Annotated in this window: 15 protein-coding genes; 6 read left to right on the forward strand and 9 right to left on the reverse strand. The window is 49.0% G+C overall.

The genetic code is table 11. The annotated features are described in order from the left end of the window. Window positions 1–185: 185 nt before the first annotated feature. From CR205_RS14405 to CR205_RS14420, 4 genes are all read right to left on the reverse strand, one after another. Window positions 186–728 (reverse strand): GNAT family N-acetyltransferase, encoded by a 543-nt coding sequence (locus CR205_RS14405; protein ID WP_110520801.1) that lies wholly within the window; start codon window positions 726–728, stop codon window positions 186–188. After that, window positions 706–2220 (reverse strand): helix-turn-helix domain-containing protein, encoded by a 1515-nt coding sequence (locus CR205_RS14410; protein WP_161524790.1) that lies wholly within the window; start codon window positions 2218–2220, stop codon window positions 706–708. Before CR205_RS14410 ends, CR205_RS14405 begins: the two co-directional genes overlap by 23 nt. A 173-nt stretch (window positions 2221–2393) precedes the next feature. Further along, a complete protein-coding gene (locus CR205_RS14415; protein ID WP_110520803.1) occupies window positions 2394–2765 on the reverse strand; it encodes a cbb3-type cytochrome c oxidase subunit I in 372 nt (123 codons plus the stop codon). 206 nt (window positions 2766–2971) lie between these two features. After that, window positions 2972–3796 carry an aldo/keto reductase gene (locus CR205_RS14420; protein ID WP_110520804.1) on the reverse strand — a complete coding sequence of 275 codons (825 nt, stop codon included), beginning with the start codon at window positions 3794–3796 and terminating at the stop codon, window positions 2972–2974. Between the two features lie 298 nt (window positions 3797–4094). Between CR205_RS14420 and hutH the strand changes: the two genes are divergently transcribed. Then, a complete protein-coding gene (gene hutH / locus CR205_RS14425) occupies window positions 4095–5591 on the forward strand; it encodes a histidine ammonia-lyase (RefSeq protein ID WP_201745397.1) in 1497 nt (498 codons plus the stop codon). Between the two features lie 67 nt (window positions 5592–5658). Here hutH and CR205_RS14430 read toward each other — a convergent pair whose 3' ends face one another. After that, window positions 5659–6210 (reverse strand): hypothetical protein, encoded by a 552-nt coding sequence (locus CR205_RS14430; protein ID WP_110520806.1) that lies wholly within the window; start codon window positions 6208–6210, stop codon window positions 5659–5661. A gap of 168 nt (window positions 6211–6378) precedes the next feature. Here CR205_RS14430 and CR205_RS14435 point away from each other — a divergent pair, with 168 nt between their 5' ends. After that, window positions 6379–7494 carry an alanine racemase gene (locus tag CR205_RS14435; RefSeq protein ID WP_110520807.1) on the forward strand — a complete coding sequence of 372 codons (1116 nt, stop codon included), beginning with the start codon at window positions 6379–6381 and terminating at the stop codon, window positions 7492–7494. 459 nt (window positions 7495–7953) lie between these two features. On the opposite strand, the gene CR205_RS14440 is transcribed toward CR205_RS14435, so the two are convergent. Next, window positions 7954–8466: a small multi-drug export protein gene (locus CR205_RS14440; RefSeq protein WP_236634848.1), complete on the reverse strand. Its 513-nt coding sequence runs from the start codon at window positions 8464–8466 to the stop codon at window positions 7954–7956. Between the two features lie 11 nt (window positions 8467–8477). Beyond that, the gene (locus CR205_RS14445; RefSeq protein WP_110520808.1) at window positions 8478–9068 is read right to left on the reverse strand and encodes a TetR/AcrR family transcriptional regulator; all 591 of its coding nucleotides are present in this window, start codon (window positions 9066–9068) and stop codon (window positions 8478–8480) included. Window positions 9069–9249: 181 nt separating this feature from the next. Here CR205_RS14445 and CR205_RS14450 point away from each other — a divergent pair, with 181 nt between their 5' ends. The 4 genes from CR205_RS14450 to CR205_RS14465 all read left to right on the forward strand — a co-directional run bounded on the left by CR205_RS14450 (window position 9250) and on the right by CR205_RS14465 (window position 12394). After that, entirely contained in the window at window positions 9250–9981 is a 732-nt protein-coding gene (locus CR205_RS14450; RefSeq protein WP_161524791.1) for a PAS domain S-box protein, read from the forward strand. A 143-nt stretch (window positions 9982–10124) separates the two neighbouring features. Further along, on the forward strand, window positions 10125–10604 hold the full coding sequence (locus CR205_RS14455; protein ID WP_110520810.1) for a site-2 protease family protein: 480 nt from the start codon (window positions 10125–10127) through the stop codon (window positions 10602–10604). 86 nt (window positions 10605–10690) lie between these two features. Beyond that, window positions 10691–10996 (forward strand): HNH endonuclease, encoded by a 306-nt coding sequence (locus tag CR205_RS14460; protein ID WP_407923574.1) that lies wholly within the window; start codon window positions 10691–10693, stop codon window positions 10994–10996. A gap of 24 nt (window positions 10997–11020) precedes the next feature. Beyond that, window positions 11021–12394: an aldehyde dehydrogenase gene (locus CR205_RS14465; RefSeq protein ID WP_110520812.1), complete on the forward strand. Its 1374-nt coding sequence runs from the start codon at window positions 11021–11023 to the stop codon at window positions 12392–12394. A 122-nt stretch (window positions 12395–12516) separates the two neighbouring features. Here the strand turns inward: CR205_RS14465 and CR205_RS14470 are convergent, their stop codons facing one another. After that, window positions 12517–13713: a GNAT family N-acetyltransferase gene (locus CR205_RS14470; RefSeq protein ID WP_110520813.1), complete on the reverse strand. Its 1197-nt coding sequence runs from the start codon at window positions 13711–13713 to the stop codon at window positions 12517–12519. Continuing rightward, on the reverse strand, window positions 13714–15171 hold the full coding sequence (locus CR205_RS14475) for a cryptochrome/photolyase family protein (protein ID WP_110520814.1): 1458 nt from the start codon (window positions 15169–15171) through the stop codon (window positions 13714–13716). Window positions 15172–15243: the final 72 nt, after the last annotated feature.

Here is a 15243-nt window from a genome sequence, read left to right on the forward strand (position 1 = left end):
GGATGAAATATACACCGACTCCTGCGGGAGGAAAAGCGAAGGTGAGACCCCGTAGTGCGAAGCACACGGAGGCTCAGCCGCTTCCCGCGGAAAGCGGTGTATATTTCAGGAGCCAATAATTATCACCGCTCGGTTTGTCATCGTTTTCGTCTTTAACGGGCCTTCTGTCCCGATCTTTTGCAGGTTTATTTCCCCGCCATTGTCTCTTCAAGTTCCCACCCGAGGGCCATTTCCTCCAGCTCAACGCCGCCGATTTCCTCCGTTCGTTTGCCGATCGGGCGGCCGCCGAGCCGTGCATAGAACCGGACCGCGGGGTTGTCCTTCAGTACCCACACCATGATCGACTCAAAGCCCTTTTCATAGAGAAGGCGTGACAGTTCGGCGGTAAGCATTCGTCCGGTGCCCCGTCCCTGTGCGGACTGGAGAATATAGATGGCGTACAGCTCGGCATCAAACGATTCCTGAAAGTCTTCACTGCGGTTTTTTCCGCCGGTGGCAAAGCCGGTTATCCGGCCGTGATCGTCCTCTGCCACAAGGATAAAACGATTGTTGCTGCCGTCCATCTTCAGTGAGCCGATGGCCCCTTTCCACATCTGTTCCTTTTCCTCATAAGAACGGTTTTCCAGAACGATGTCCGGGATAATGCCCTTGTATGTTTCTTTCCAGCTGTCTATGTGAACCCGGGCGATCCCCGTTTCATCTCCTTTAACGGCTTGTCTTATCAGCATATGAAAGCTCCTTTTCCTTACTGATGCCTGCAGATTTTCTGTACTCCTTTGGTGACATGCCTTCCTTTTCCTTAAATTTACGGCTGAAATAGTTGGGGGAATGAAACCCGCAGCCGGCCGCAACTTCCTTTATGGTGAGAGAATGGTCCGTGAGAAGCCGTTTCGCTTCACGGATCCGGATCGACGTTAAGAGGGCACGAAAGCCTGATCCAGTCACCTTTGAAAGCTGGTCACTGAAGTAAAATGGATTTCGCCCTGCCTCGGTGCTTACTTTTTCCAGAGTGAGTTCAGGGTCCCAGTATCTTGATTCCATATAGAGGATGCCCCTCTCAACAGGATCCAACGCTACCTGATGCCTCCTGACGCGCTCGATGGTAGCCTGGATAAAAAGATGAAGGTTCTGAACGATTTTATAAACGTTTGGCCCGGATAAAATATCCTCGTACAGTTCCTGGTAAGCAGATTCGTTTTCAACCGTATCCAAATGATAGGTTCGCATATAGCGGCGGACCTGTGCGAGGACACTCGTTAGCCTTGTCCGGACAAGCTTAGGCTCCGGATACGGCTTTTTCATATGAAGAAAATGCTCATAAAGCCAGTCTTTAATTTGATCTGTGAAGCCGTGGATGAGCATGTCGATCCATTCCCGCTGCTCGGAAGGTGTAAGAAAAGGGTCTGTTTTTTTCCATTCAGGCGGCTCCGTGTAGGAAAAAAGCTGGTGATAGCCTTCATAAAACGGCATATGGAGCATATCCTTGATCTGTCCATACACTATTTTGGCAGAGCGGGGGCTTTCTGGTGTATAAACGACCCCGGCCGCTGCACCGCCTGTTTGTTCATGAAACGTGTCGATGATATTCCGGCAATCTGCCAGAAGCGAATCAGGTATTTTTTCGGTCAGACAGATGACAAAGGAACTCATCACCAGGACGCTCGTATGCTTTCCTGTCAGTTGGCTGCGGACGATATCTTTAAGAGCCTCCACATCGTCAGGAGAAGAACTCGTAAAAGCAGCGGCTGCCCGGGGTTCAGGCAGGCCTTCCTCGATCGTAAACAGGTGTTTATAATCGTACGTACTGTTTTGATCCTGTTCTGGATGTTTTTCCTCTAATGACGCTCGCGACTCCCTTACACCTTTTGAGAGGAGAGCCTGGAGGCGGGTTACCGAATGGGGCTTGATTAAAAGATCCAGTGCTTTTAAAGAAAGGGCCTCCCGTGCTTTTTCATAGGTAGCTTCAGCGGAGGTGGCGATGATCTGTACACTGGGAAATGCGTGTATACGTGAAAGAACTGAATCAGGTACACCTCCAGGGAACATATCCAGTTCCAGAATGATCATTTGATAGGTTTGCTCGTGAAGGCGCCGGATCAGGTCTGATTCAGACACAGCGGAGGCAATCGTAACAAAATCAACAGGGGTATGTTCGGCAAACCACTTGATACCCCTGCATTCTTCGGGATCCCTGTCGGCAATTAAAAGAGAAACGGCCATAAACGCCACCTCCGTTCTGAAAAGATTGATTTCTGTATTCATTGTTCTAGAAAGAGGGGTGTATATCCTTTAAGGATCTGGAATGAGAATTTATAGGTGATTTTGATTAAAATAAAATAAAAAATACCGACACCTTTTTCGGGGCTTTCTAAGCATGGGTCGGGTGGTTTGGATCAGAAACGGCTGCGGACATTCTTTATGACATTGTACGTAAACAGAAGTGTACTGCTGACAACGAGGATGGCCCCGAGCGGGAGAAAGCTTAAAAAAAGCTCCTGACCGAGAATGACGAGGAAAAGGCTGATCAGCATTACCGGCAGGCCGATATTGTGGACCCAGAAATGAACGTAGGCGAGCTTGTTTTCGCCTGCTCGTGGAAAAAGGTGATAGATGATGCCGGCAAGAGCAAACGATGTCCAGCCGAGGAGAGCAAGGTGAGCATGTACGCTCGAAAGTGCATAATCGTGAACAATGGACATATACAGTCCGAGAATAACGGCAATAGCAAAATAAACGGCAGACACTTTGATGCATCGGACACCCATAAGCACCCCTCCTTTCGCATGAGTGTATACTCATGTATATGCGCAATGAGGAGGTACATACGCGGACAAGGATTGATTGAGAGTGAATTTACTAGCAGACGAAGTCGATTTGCTTCAATTTTAAGAGAACCGCACTAAGAAAAGTTAGGACAGGCCGGCTTACATAAACAAACCCGCAGGCAAGAGTGCCTGCAGGTTCTGAAGTATTACCGGCGGTTCATTTCTTTTGGCTCCGGCCCTTTTCGCTCACCGCGGTCAAGTTCGTTGATCGCACTCATGTCGCTGTTAGTGAGTTCGAAATCAAACACATTGAAGTTTTCCCGGATGCGTGAAGGGGTTACGGACTTAGGAATAACGATGGATCCGTTCTGCAGGTGCCAGCGAAGGACCACCTGAGCCGGTGTTTTACCGTGAGCTTCAGCAATCGAAGTCACAGTCTCGTTGCCGAGTACGTCACCGCCCTGCATAAGCGGGCTCCAGGCTTCTACGAAGATATCGTGCTTCCTGCAGAAATCTTTCAGTTCCTGCTGGGCCAGGTATGGATGGCATTCGACCTGATTAAGAACTGGTTTTACATCGCACTCGTCCATCAGGCGCTCAAGATGATCGATGTCAAAGTTGCAGACCCCAATGGCTTTTACTTTTCCATCATGATAAAGCTTTTCCATTGCTTTGTATGTTTCCACGTATTCGTCGTATTCCGGTGCCGGCCAGTGGACGAGATAAAGGTCGACATAATCAAGGCCGAGCTTTTCCAGGCTTTCATCGAAAGCGCGGAGCGTGTTCTCAAAGCCCTGGTCGCTGTTCCACACTTTTGTTGTGATGAAAAGCTCCTCACGGGGCACATCCGTTTTCACAAGTGCTTCCCCAACGCCGCGCTCATTTTTGTAAATCGCAGCTGTATCAATCGATCGGTAGCCTGCGTCAATAGCAGCCAGCACCGTTTCGGCAGCGGTTTCATCTTCAACCTGCCAGACGCCAAAGCCGAGCTGCGGCATTTTCAGTCCGTTGTTTAAGGTTACTTCGTTCATGAATCATCGTCTCCTTTCGGTATGTAAGGCTTTTCAGAAATGATTATATCATTGCGTTATTCCTGTGTCGTGCTAGAGAACTTCTGAACAAAAGCTTACGGCAGAAGGATTGACTATTCTGAATTTTATCTCATAAAATAGAAGCAGACACATCCCAAAGGGGAATGACAATGAAAAAGTTCATAAGCTGTCAAAACAAAACAAGAGCAGAGGTACAGGCGGAAAATCGAAGCTGATTTTTCATCCTGTGCCTCTTTTTTCATGCTTTACCATAGCGCTACAGGAAAGGCAGTGAGAGATCATGATACTGACAGGAAACAATTTGACGCTTGAGGCGTTTGACCGGGTTGTCAATGGCGGCGAGAAGGTAACCGCTTCCGAGGAGGCAATGGACCGGGTAAAAAAGACACGAAAAGCAGTAGAGAAAATTGTGAATAACGGGCAGACCGTTTACGGGATTAATACGGGATTTGGAAAGTTCAGTGATGTGAAAATTGCCAGAGAAGACGTTCTTACTCTCCAGAGAAATCTGATTCTGTCCCATGCCTGCGGGATTGGAGAGCCTTTTGATGAACAGGTAAGCCGGGGCATGCTCCTGCTTCGGGTCAATACGATGCTCAAAGGTTTTTCCGGTGTAAGAAGCGAGGTAGTTGAAAAGATCCTTACGTTTTTAAACGAAGGAATCCATCCGGTTGTTCCGTCGCAGGGGTCCCTGGGAGCGAGCGGGGATCTGGCACCTCTTGCTCACCTTGCCCTGGGACTTCTCGGTGAAGGGGACGTGGTGATGAACGGAGTCACGATGCCGGCTGCTGACGCTCTCCTGGTAAAAGAGATCGAACCGCTTACACTGGAAGCGAAAGAAGGGCTTGCGCTCATTAACGGGACGCAGGCGATGACCTCAGTGGGTGCACTCGCCTGCGTAGAGGCGGAGCGCCTGTTCAGCCATGCGGATATGATTGCTTCCGTAACGATGGAAGGGCTCCGCGGTATTATTGACGCCTTTGACGAGGACATTCACGAAGCGAGGGGCCATGCGAAGCAGACGGAGACGGCCCGCATCATCCGGGGACATCTTGACGGAAGCAGACTCGTCACCCGGCAGGGGGAACTGCGCGTGCAGGATGCCTACTCCCTCCGCTGTATACCTCAGGTTCACGGGGCAAGCCGTGAAGCACTGTCGTATGTGAAAAAACAGCTCGAAACGGAAATGAATGCCGCTACAGACAACCCGCTCTTATTTGACGACGGGGAAAAAGTGCTGAGCGGCGGCAACTTCCACGGGCAGCCAGTGGCACTGGCAATGGATTTTATGAAAATTGCCGTGGCAGAAATAGCAAACATTTCGGAAAGACGAATCGAACGTCTCGTCAACCCGCAGCTGAATGATCTGCCGGCATTTTTAAGCCCGCGGCCAGGGCTTGAGTCAGGTGCGATGATTCTCCAGTATGTGGCTGCCTCCCTCGTGTCTGAAAACAAGACACTCGCCCATCCGGCAAGTGTCGACTCCATTCCGTCATCTGCCAATCAGGAGGACCATGTGAGCATGGGCACGACCGGGGCCCGGCATGCGGCGATGATAATTGCAAATGCAGGCAAGGTACTGGCAATTGAGGCTATATGCGCCATGCAGGCTGCCGAACACCGCGGCATTGAGCAGATGGCTGCCAGTACCCGTACCTTTTATGAAGCCGGGAGAACTGTTGTGCCGTCTATTACAGAGGACCGTGTGTTTGCAAAGGATATTGAAGCGATGAACCAATGGCTGCGGGAAAATGACTCCATCCCGTGCAGCTGAAACAACTTTAAACAACCCCCCCTCCGCAATCCTGAGCGGAGGGGGGGTTCATTCGAAAGCACAATTCCTATCCCCGGTCAGTGAGCCGGAGCAGATAATTGAGTGCGGCAACAATCAACGGTGCTTCATTTTCGCCGCGTACAGTGACCTGATGAGCTGTTGTAATACCGTTGCGGATATAATCTGTTTCACCGTTGGCAATTGTTGCGTCACTTTCGGAACCGGCTATTTCAAACGATCCTTTTTTTGAGGTGCCTCGGATGTGCCCCTTTTTTATCATCACGGTCAGCTCCCCGTCTGAATAGGAGAGGGTGTGAACCTGATTCTGGTGGGAAAGTTCTTCTTTGATCGTCCCGGCAACCCGGCTGCCGTCCAGCACGCTCCATGTGCGCTCGCGGCCGGGAATAAAGCCTGAATTCTGAACGATCATGAGGCTGTGACCGTCAGGGGTTTCCAGTTTCAGATGAGCCCACTGATTAGGGACAACCTGGTTCATAAGCTCGTGAACTTTTGAAGGGAAATACAAAGATAGCGTACCGATTTTTTCATCACTCATAAGGACGGTTACATCCTGATTTGCCGAGTCGAGAGGCGGCTGGCTGTATGTGAGAGTTTGCATGAAACATGCCTCCTGTTGTGTAATAGAATTATTAGATACACATGCGTTGTCTTCTGCGCCTTAAAGGGGGGCTGAAAAGACGTTTTTCCTGACAATTATATGAACGATTTATTTTAGCATAAACCTTAAGGTTACGCCTATGTATTTTTTAACTCAGGAGGGTTACATATGAAAACATGGAGAGAATACCCAACACCGTCCCTGCTTCTGGATATAAAAAAAATGAAGCGCAATATCAGCCGGATGTACTGTTCGGCAGAAGAAAACGGAGTTCAGCTGCGGCCTCATATTAAGACACATAAAAGCCTGAGAGTGGCAGAGGCCCAAAAAGCTGCCGGGGCATCGGGCTTGACTGCCGCAACGATTTCAGAAGCAGAGGTTTTTGTTGAAGGAGGTTTTACTGATCTGCTTCTGGCCTTTCCTCTTGCTGACAGTGAAAAATGCCGCCGCCTGGCGAAACTGAACAAAAAGGCAAGAGTTATCGCTTCTATTGATGAAGCCGGTCAGGCGCCCCTGCTGCAGGAAGCGGCAGCGAAGAACGGTCTGACGATAGAAGTGTGGGTTAAAGTAAACGCGGGACTGAACCGGTGCGGAACGGAACCGGGAGAAGAGACAGCCGATCTAGTGGAAAAACTGCAGGCATACGACGCCCTCCATGTAACTGGTCTTTACACGCATGCGGGTCATGCTTACGGGGCCCCTGATCAGACCGCGCGTGAGGAAATTGCAAGGGAGGAAGCCCAGGCTGTTCTTGTGTCAGCGTCGGCGTGTGAAAAAAGAGGGATCGCCATTCCCCACAGGAGCGTCGGCTCCACACCGACGTATGAAATATCTGGTGCCTTTGAAGGCATTACCGAGGTCCGTCCCGGTAACGGTGTCTTTTTTGACGGTGTACAAGCGGGCCTTGGCGTATGCTCACTGAATGAGTGCGCCGTTACAGTCTCTGCCACTGTTGCCGCTGTTAAAAAAGACAGGGTGATTTTTGATGCAGGCAGCAAATCTCTCACACTGGAAAAAGGCGCCCATGGAAACGAGAGCATTAAAGGTTTTGGCACAATTGCAGAACCGGAGATTCTTAGGGGAAAGGAGCTGACCAGGCTTTCTGAAGAGCACGGCGTGCTCGATCAGACAGGTATGCAGGGAAGGCTGAAACTTGGGCAGAAAATAAGAATCATACCCAATCACGCCTGTACAGCCGTGAATCTATACGACCGCTATCTTGTGCTGGACGGCGAAGAAGTGGTGGACGAGTGGCCGGTGGATGCCCGGGGCAGGAATCAGTAACACCGGGAGGATAATGATAGAAACATGTAAAGGCTACACTGAAAATGACTCAACAGAAGCTCCGCTTCAAGCCGTCCATTCGCTTTCCGCAGCGATGCCGGCAAGCCTCCTCGGCTGCGCCTGTGGGGTCTCGCCTGGCCTCCATTGCTGCAGGATTCTCACTGCCGGCGTGAAGCTCCACGCACGTAACCACTGAATGCTGTATTCTCATAGGTGGTCTGTTTTCAATTAGATTATTGGGAGCGTAAGGCGGCGACTCCTGCGGGAACCGCGTCGAGTGAAGACCCCGCAGGCCGGTTTTGCCGAGGAGGCTGAAGCGATGCCCGCGGAAAGCGTCCGCCTGCAGCGTAATGTAACAATATCTCCACGGAAATCTCCTTTTGAAAAGAGAAAAATGCTCCCCGAGGTCAATGCTGGCCCGGGAGGCATCCCGACCCGTCACAAATCGCGATTGCAATTTTATAAGATAAAGTCAAAGCCGTAATACGAGACTACAGTAAGCAGCACGGTCCAGGCGAACAGGCTCACACCCATCCAGACGGTGGTAGACAATTTGCCTGCCTTGAGGGATAAAGCAATGACCGCAGCCAGGTGAATGCCTGTAACAGCGGGACCAAGGAGCGCAAGGCCTGGCAGGCCGTATTTACCAAAAATGCGCCCGGCACGCTCGTTGCGCCGCTTCTTCTTCGCGAGTTTCCGCTGCTCCTTTTCCGTAACGGCTGCAGCTTCTTTCTCCGCCTTTTTCTTTTGCCTCTTTATCTTCCATCTCTTATACCAGGCGGTGGACTGGAACCATTTCATCAAGTAAACGATAAGAACGACCGGGAGAAAGTTTCCTATAAACGAAACGAGCCCGACCCCAAACGGATTGAGACCGATTCCGATTCCGATTGGAATTACCACAAGAATTTCAAGCCACGGGAGCGCAGCCATAATAAAAATCATCGTATATTGCCAGATAAGTTCAAACAAAGTTGTTCACCTCAATCAAAGTCCTGTTGTCTGATGCCCCGCCAGAACACGTCCCAGGCGTGTTTTCTCTTAACTGAGGCATCTTTTTTCGGGTAGTAAAACATCTGTGCCGACATGCCGTCGATCATACAGTAAAATGCGTGAAGCAGATGATGGGGATCCGTCTTTGCAACTTCCCTATTTGCCATCCCTTCGTTAAACACTGGTATCAGCAGCCGGTTTGTTTCTTCCTCAAAGGCAAGAAAACGGGACCTTACAGGCTCCTTAAGATCAGCCGGTGGGAACAGGAGAAAATGCATATAAAATTGCCCGGTTCCCTCGCGGGTAATAAAGTCCGTAGTCGCAAGAAATGTGTTATAAAGTTTCTCTCCAGCAGATCCGGACGAGGCGGTCACGATGGATTCGAGTTCCGAAGCGTAGCGGTTGTACACTTCGTCCACCAAGGTAAGAAATAACTCTTCTTTACTGGAATAATGGTTGTAAAGAGAGGACTTTCGAATGCCGATACTGCTTGCGATCTTTGAAAGGGAGGCACCCTCATAGCCTTCCTCAGCGAAAAGACGCAGGGCAGTGATTCGGATTTTTTTATTCGTATCTCTCATAGGTAATGCCTCCTGAATAAAAATGAACGAACGATCGGTAGTCTAATTTCAATGCTCAGTATACAACGCCCCTGATTAAAGGTCAATTGGAGAACATTTGACGAATGTTATCTCTTTAACCTTTAATTGGTATCTGATTTCCTATACAATGAAAACACACAGGTATTTCGGGAGGGACTCAATGTATAAAGAAGCGTTTATGCAGATGCAGCAGCCTGCAATTATTGCAGGAGAGGATATGTTTGTAAAAGCAATTAATCCTGCTTACACAGCCTTGTTTGGACTCACAGAAGAGGACGTCATTGGCAATCATCTTCATACAATTTTCAACGACCTCCCCATGAAAAACCGTCTCTATACTCAGATGATCAACGCCGGGCAGGATGATTTAAGCCGGAAAGTGACACTGACACAGAACGGAAATACACTTTATCTTGATAGTCATTCGACACGTTTCAAGGACGATAACGGCTCCCCCTGCATCATATCTTTATTTACAGATCTCACGAGTCAGCGGAAGCAGGAAGAGGATATGAAACGGATGATCCTTGATATGACAGTAAACGTAGTCCCATTATCCAATGAAGTCGGTGTTCTGCCCCTGCCGCCGATCCTCAGAGATGAGCAGAAATGGGTGATCGTTGAGAAAACAGCACAGATCTGCAGGGAGGAGCGGTTCTCCAAACTGGCAGTCAATCTATCGGCTATCAGCTCTCTGGACGAGGAACTGGGCGAGATCCTGATCAGGCTTATTGAAGTTCTGCGGATTCTTGGAGTGGAGGTTATTCTCACAGGTGTCCGTTATGAAATTGCAGAGGAATTTGCCAAGCTGGAGATTGATTTTTCCCGAATTAAAATCTATCAGAATCTGAAACAGGCGATTGAGTATTTCTTTAAAGGAACAGTTCAATAATATGCACTTATAAAACTTCCTCTTTACGGGGAAGTTTCTTTTATGGGATTTTGCGGAAATCTGAGAATGACAGTTTACCCCGCCTTCTGCAGGGAAATAGCCGTAAGTACATTGTGGCACAAAAAAGAAAGGTGGTATCAGCAATGTTTGGATGGTCTGATATCCCTTCTGCAATCTGGGCTTTTTTCATCGTACTGCCGCTTGTTTCATTTATTCATGAATTGGGACATTATGCAGTAACCCGGCTTTTCGGAGGTAAAATAAGCTTAACGATCGGAAGGGGAAAGCTGTTATTTAAACTCGGAGGATTCGAACTGCGAAGAGTATATTTTGTTGATTCCTTCTGCCAGATAAAAGAATTAAAGGTAAGTAACCGTTTGACCCATGCTCTCGTCTATTTAGGAGGGCCTCTTTTTAATTTACTCACTATTGTGATCGTCAACTCCCTGATCCATGCAGGTGTCATTGAACCTCATATGGTCTTTTACCAGTTCGCTTATTTCTCGCTTTACTTCATCTTTTTTGCTCTCATTCCGATTGAATTCGGTAAAGGATACCCGAGTGACGGAAAAGCCTTGTACGATGTTTTAAAATATGGAACAGATAAGGATCCTCTTGAGTAGCAGAGCGCCGGACAGGGTATAAATGTTGTAGGATTCCGGTGTTTTGACATAAGATAGGGATAAGCATCTGAGGAACGGAGGGCACAGTGATGAAGAGCGGTCGCGGCATATGTGAGTTATGTCTTCGTGAAGGGGTAAGACTTACGGAGCATCATTTGATTCCAAAGGAAGAGGGCGGTACTTTTCTTGAAACCGCATTGCTCTGTTCCCCCTGTCACCGACAGATTCACAACCTGTACTCCAACCAGGAGATTGCCCTTCGCCTCGGAACAATTGAACGCCTCCGGGAAGATAATAAAATCCGTAAATTTTTGAAATGGATCCGCAGGCAGCCGGCCACAGCCGGTGTGAAAATGAAAAAATCAAACGATCGGAAACGCAGAAGAAAATAGATTACGACTTAAAGGAGAGTGCTTATGGACAGCCAGTATCAGGCTTTAGTGAGCAGACAGCGCCGTTTTTTTTACAGCGGGGAAACAAAAAAGATCGCTTACCGTGTTGAACAGCTGACCAGACTGAAAGATGCGATCAAGGAGCGCGAAGACCAGATCATGGATGCTGCCTACCGTGACCTTGGCAAATCAAAACGGGAAGCCTTCCTCACAGAAATCGGTTTTCTGTACAGTGAAATCAAGGATATGATTAAAAATATTGATGTCTGGGCAAAGGCGAAGAAAGAGAAAACACCTCTTACTCACGTTGGATCGACCAGCTATATCTATAAAGAACCGTACGGGGTAACGCTTATTATCGGGCCGTGGAACTACCCGTTTCATCTTGTGATGGCACCACTGATCGGCGCGATGGCAGCGGGGAACACCGCCATTTTGAAACCGTCGGAAATGACCCCTCATATGAGTGCCGTTGTCCGCGAACTGGTGGAATCCACGTTTGAAGAAGAATACGTTGCTGTCAGAGAAGGGGACGCCTCTGTGGCAAAGGAACTTCTCGATCAGAATTTTGATTACATTTTCTTCACAGGAAGTGTGGAGGTCGGGAAAAAGGTGATGGAGGCAGCGAGTAAGCACCTCACACCTGTAACACTTGAACTGGGTGGAAAAAGCCCGGCAATTGTAATGACCGATGCGGATGTGAAGCTGGCGGCCAAGCGGATCGTCTGGGGTAAATTTGTCAATGCCGGTCAGACGTGCGTAGCGCCTGACTACATTCTTGTACAGGAAAAAGCAAAACGGAAGCTTTACAAGTACCTGGTTAAATATATTAAAAAGTTTCAAGGTATAGCAGCAGAGGAAAACAAGGACTATCCTCGTATTGTCAACGAAAAGCACCATGACCGGATCACGGCGCTTATGGACCCGGACAAGATTGTTTACGGCGGCGCTCACAACCGGGAGGACCGGTTTATTGAGCCGACGATTATGGACAAGGTTACCTTTGATGATCCCGTCATGGGTGAAGAAATTTTCGGACCGGTTCTGCCGATGATCAGTTTTGAGCACGACTATGAAGTGATCGATTACGTTCGGAATCGACCGAATCCGCTCGCGCTTTATCTGTTTACGAGTAAGAAAGAAACCGAGTCGCTGATTTTTGAAAATCTTTCTTTCGGGGGCGGATGCCTGAATGATGTGCTGATGCACATTACCACACCTCATCTCCCGTTCGGCGGCGTCGGGGAAAGCGGTATGGGGGCCTATCACGGAAAATCCAGCTTTGAAACGTTTTCCCATAGTAAAAGCGTACTCAAGCAGACGAATAAGTTTGACATTCCGCTCCGCTACAGTCAGAGCGAAGGTTCGATCAAGGCGATGCGTAAGATCTGGGAGTAGCCCGCCCCGATGCCCGCGGAAAGCGACCGCCTGCAGCGAATAAATACAAAAATCTTTCCAAAATGAGTGGACAACAAAAGCCCTGAAGGACAGCCTTCAGGGCTTTTAAACGTTTAAGGCACTTAAAAGAAATCGTAAAAGCATGCCGGTCTTTTGGGTAAAGCAGACTTAAATGACTGAAAATCGTCTCCTGACCCCGTGATACGTTCTTCTTCGTATAGGAGGTCTGCCGGATGGGCATTCAGCATGGCGGCACTCAGCGTCTGGATATCCATACTGACTCCCCGTTTAGGCGGGTGGGCACATGCGGCCCCCGATTCCGCTCCACCGTAGTAGTCGATGATCGATCCAAAGCCTTCTTTATTATCTCGGATGATATATGTACCGTTATTCCAGCTGCAGAAGCTGTCTTCAATGTGCAGAAACAGTGGAGCAGATAAGGATTTATCACTAAAGTACATTTCGAGAAATCGCTTCACGTCCACAATCCGCGCCATAAAATACGGGGTAATGGTTTGTTCCACATCTGGATCGTCCAGCATCAGCACTGTACTGTCGTCCCCCGGCAGCGTGAGTTCCACCTCGTCAATCATGGAGTCGTGATTACTAATAAAGTTCCATAAACCTTTGCGGGCGTCCGCATCCAGATAAATGAGCTCCTTTACCTTCATCGTTTCCTCTTTCACGCTGTAAATAATGTAGCCCCGTTTTTCTCCTTCACCGTTGATGTACACGGCTCCATGACCTTTTTTCCGTTTGAAGATGGAGCGCTCCCACCAGTCATTAGTACGTTTCATGGTTGCGTTGTATCGGCTGGCCCACTCATCGTAAACAGAAGCAAACGCGGCCGGCTCATTCTTTTGTCTTTGTACATGCCCTGAGGCTGTTTTGCGGCGCGGCAGTTTTTCTCGGGGAATGGTTACTGTACGTTTCCAGGCAAACATCTCCCAGCCGAACTTGCGGTAGAACGGAACAGAAAACGGATGAAGAAAGGATACGAGCTGGCCGTTGCGTTTCATTTCCTCAAGCGACATGGCAAGCATCGTCCGGACAAGACCGGCACGTCGTTTTTCGGGCCAGGTAGCGACACCGGAAACGCCGCCCATTGAATAGGCTCGCCCGTCAATATAAACATGAAACGGCATTGTTGTTACTTTTGAAAAGAGCTCACCATTTTCGGCGGCTACCAAGGTTTCTTCAGGCACGACCCATTTCCGCCGTTCCTCCCGTTCTTCGTCTGTCAGTTCATACTGAAAGGCGAACTCGGACATTTCAATACTTCGGTCAATTTCCTCTTTTCTCAGTTTGCGGAATTCCATTTAGTCGTCCCCCTTAAACATGGCAATGGCTTTTTTACGCTGCGTACTGTGATCGACTGCAGGCTCTGGGTAATTGCGGCCGATGATACAGCCGGATTCTTCCTGGGTGCCCTCGGGCATTTTACTCGGTTCGTGAATGTATTTGGCAGGTACATTCTTTAATTCCGGTACGTACTTACGGATAAAGGTACCGTCAGGATCGAACCGTTTTCCTTGAGTAGTGGGGTTAAAGACGCGGAAGTACGGTACAGCGTCTGTTCCGACTGATGCCGCCCACTGCCATCCCCCAATGTTCGAAGATTGGTCGTAGTCGATCAGTTTTTTCTGGAAGTACTCTTCTCCTTTTCGCCAGGCGATGTGAAAATCCTTTGTCAAAAAAGAGGCGGTGATCATGCGCAGCCGGTTATGCATCCAGCCGGTCTCGTTCAGCTGGCGCATGCCGGCGTCCACGATCGGATAGCCGGTCCGCCCCTCTATCCACATCTGAAAGCGCTCATCACTGTCGTTCCAGTCAAGGCTCTGATATTTATCGGTTATTTCCTTTTGTTTCGAGTCAGGGTAAAAATAATGAATCATGTAGTAAAAATCGCGCCAGGCCAGTTCGTTTATATACGTTTCCGCGCCAGATCCCGCATCTTCCCGACGGGCAGCGGCACTGTGAAACACCTGTCTTGGAGACAGGACGCCTGTTTTTAAGTAAGGAGAAAGGCGGCTGGTGCCTGCCCGTTCCGGAATATCACGTTCATCTTTATAGTAGGCGAGACGCTCGTCCATGAACGTCTCGAGCCTGTCTTTTGCATGGCATGCGCCGAGTGCCTGCCAATTCATGCTGCAGCGGTCAAGGAGATCTTCCTCAAAGAACGTTTCGCTTTGCTTATGGATTGGCTGAAGATCAGCCTGGTACTCGGCCAATGCATCTTCGTCGATGTTATACATGTCCGGTTTATGTTTTTTTCCCCACGCTTTGGAGTAGGGGGTGAACACCTTATAATGACTGCCGTCCTGCTTTTTGATCTCCTCAGGAGCGTGGATGTGGGCGTCTTCGTAATCGAAGTACTCGATGCTGTGCTCGTCAAACCACTCACGGGCTTTCTGATCACGGACGCTGTTTCTGCCAGCATCATCCCGGTTAAAGTAAACAGTGCTCCATCCGCTTACGTGATCACGAATCCGCTCCAGAGTGTCAGTAAGTTCCCCGTAAACAATGTGAAGATGAATGCCTTTTCCCGAGCACGAGTCCCTGAAGTGGTTAAGTGTCTGGAAAAAGTAATCGTGATGCGTGTCAATCTCGTCTGTAAAAGCAGGATCAAGGTGAAAAAAAGCAAACCATTCTCCATCCTTATGCTTCACCGTTTCGATCGCATGATAAAGGGCGGCCTGGTCTTTCAGGCGGAAATCACTGCGAAACCAGACGGCGAAGCGTTCAGGCGCTTTTTGTTTGTTATTCTGTTTTGTCATCGGTCGTCACCTCTTCAGGAAGTCTTCAAGTTTGCTTAATCTTTTGAACCATTCCCAAATGGGGCCTTTATA

This window comes from Alteribacter lacisalsi (assembly GCF_003226345.1).
Classification (GTDB): domain Bacteria; phylum Bacillota; class Bacilli; order Bacillales; family Salisediminibacteriaceae; genus Alteribacter; species Alteribacter lacisalsi.

What these genes read in the sequence shown, in the direction of transcription:
- CR205_RS14470 (WP_110520813.1), bottom strand. Translation starts at nt 13,713, where the DNA reads ATGGAATTCCGCAAACTGAGAAAAGAGGAAATTGACCGAAGTATTGAA.
- CR205_RS14455 (WP_110520810.1), top strand. Translation starts at nt 10,125, where the DNA reads ATGTTTGGATGGTCTGATATCCCTTCTGCAATCTGGGCTTTTTTCATC.
- CR205_RS14450 (WP_161524791.1), top strand. Translation starts at nt 9,250, where the DNA reads ATGTATAAAGAAGCGTTTATGCAGATGCAGCAGCCTGCAATTATTGCA.
- CR205_RS14420 (WP_110520804.1), bottom strand. Translation starts at nt 3,796, where the DNA reads ATGAACGAAGTAACCTTAAACAACGGACTGAAAATGCCGCAGCTCGGC.
- CR205_RS14430 (WP_110520806.1), bottom strand. Translation starts at nt 6,210, where the DNA reads ATGCAAACTCTCACATACAGCCAGCCGCCTCTCGACTCGGCAAATCAG.
- CR205_RS14405 (WP_110520801.1), bottom strand. Translation starts at nt 728, where the DNA reads ATGCTGATAAGACAAGCCGTTAAAGGAGATGAAACGGGGATCGCCCGG.
- CR205_RS14445 (WP_110520808.1), bottom strand. Translation starts at nt 9,068, where the DNA reads ATGAGAGATACGAATAAAAAAATCCGAATCACTGCCCTGCGTCTTTTC.
- CR205_RS14435 (WP_110520807.1), top strand. Translation starts at nt 6,379, where the DNA reads ATGAAAACATGGAGAGAATACCCAACACCGTCCCTGCTTCTGGATATA.
- CR205_RS14475 (WP_110520814.1), bottom strand. Translation starts at nt 15,171, where the DNA reads ATGACAAAACAGAATAACAAACAAAAAGCGCCTGAACGCTTCGCCGTC.
- CR205_RS14410 (WP_161524790.1), bottom strand. Translation starts at nt 2,220, where the DNA reads ATGGCCGTTTCTCTTTTAATTGCCGACAGGGATCCCGAAGAATGCAGG.
- CR205_RS14415 (WP_110520803.1), bottom strand. Translation starts at nt 2,765, where the DNA reads ATGGGTGTCCGATGCATCAAAGTGTCTGCCGTTTATTTTGCTATTGCC.
- CR205_RS14465 (WP_110520812.1), top strand. Translation starts at nt 11,021, where the DNA reads ATGGACAGCCAGTATCAGGCTTTAGTGAGCAGACAGCGCCGTTTTTTT.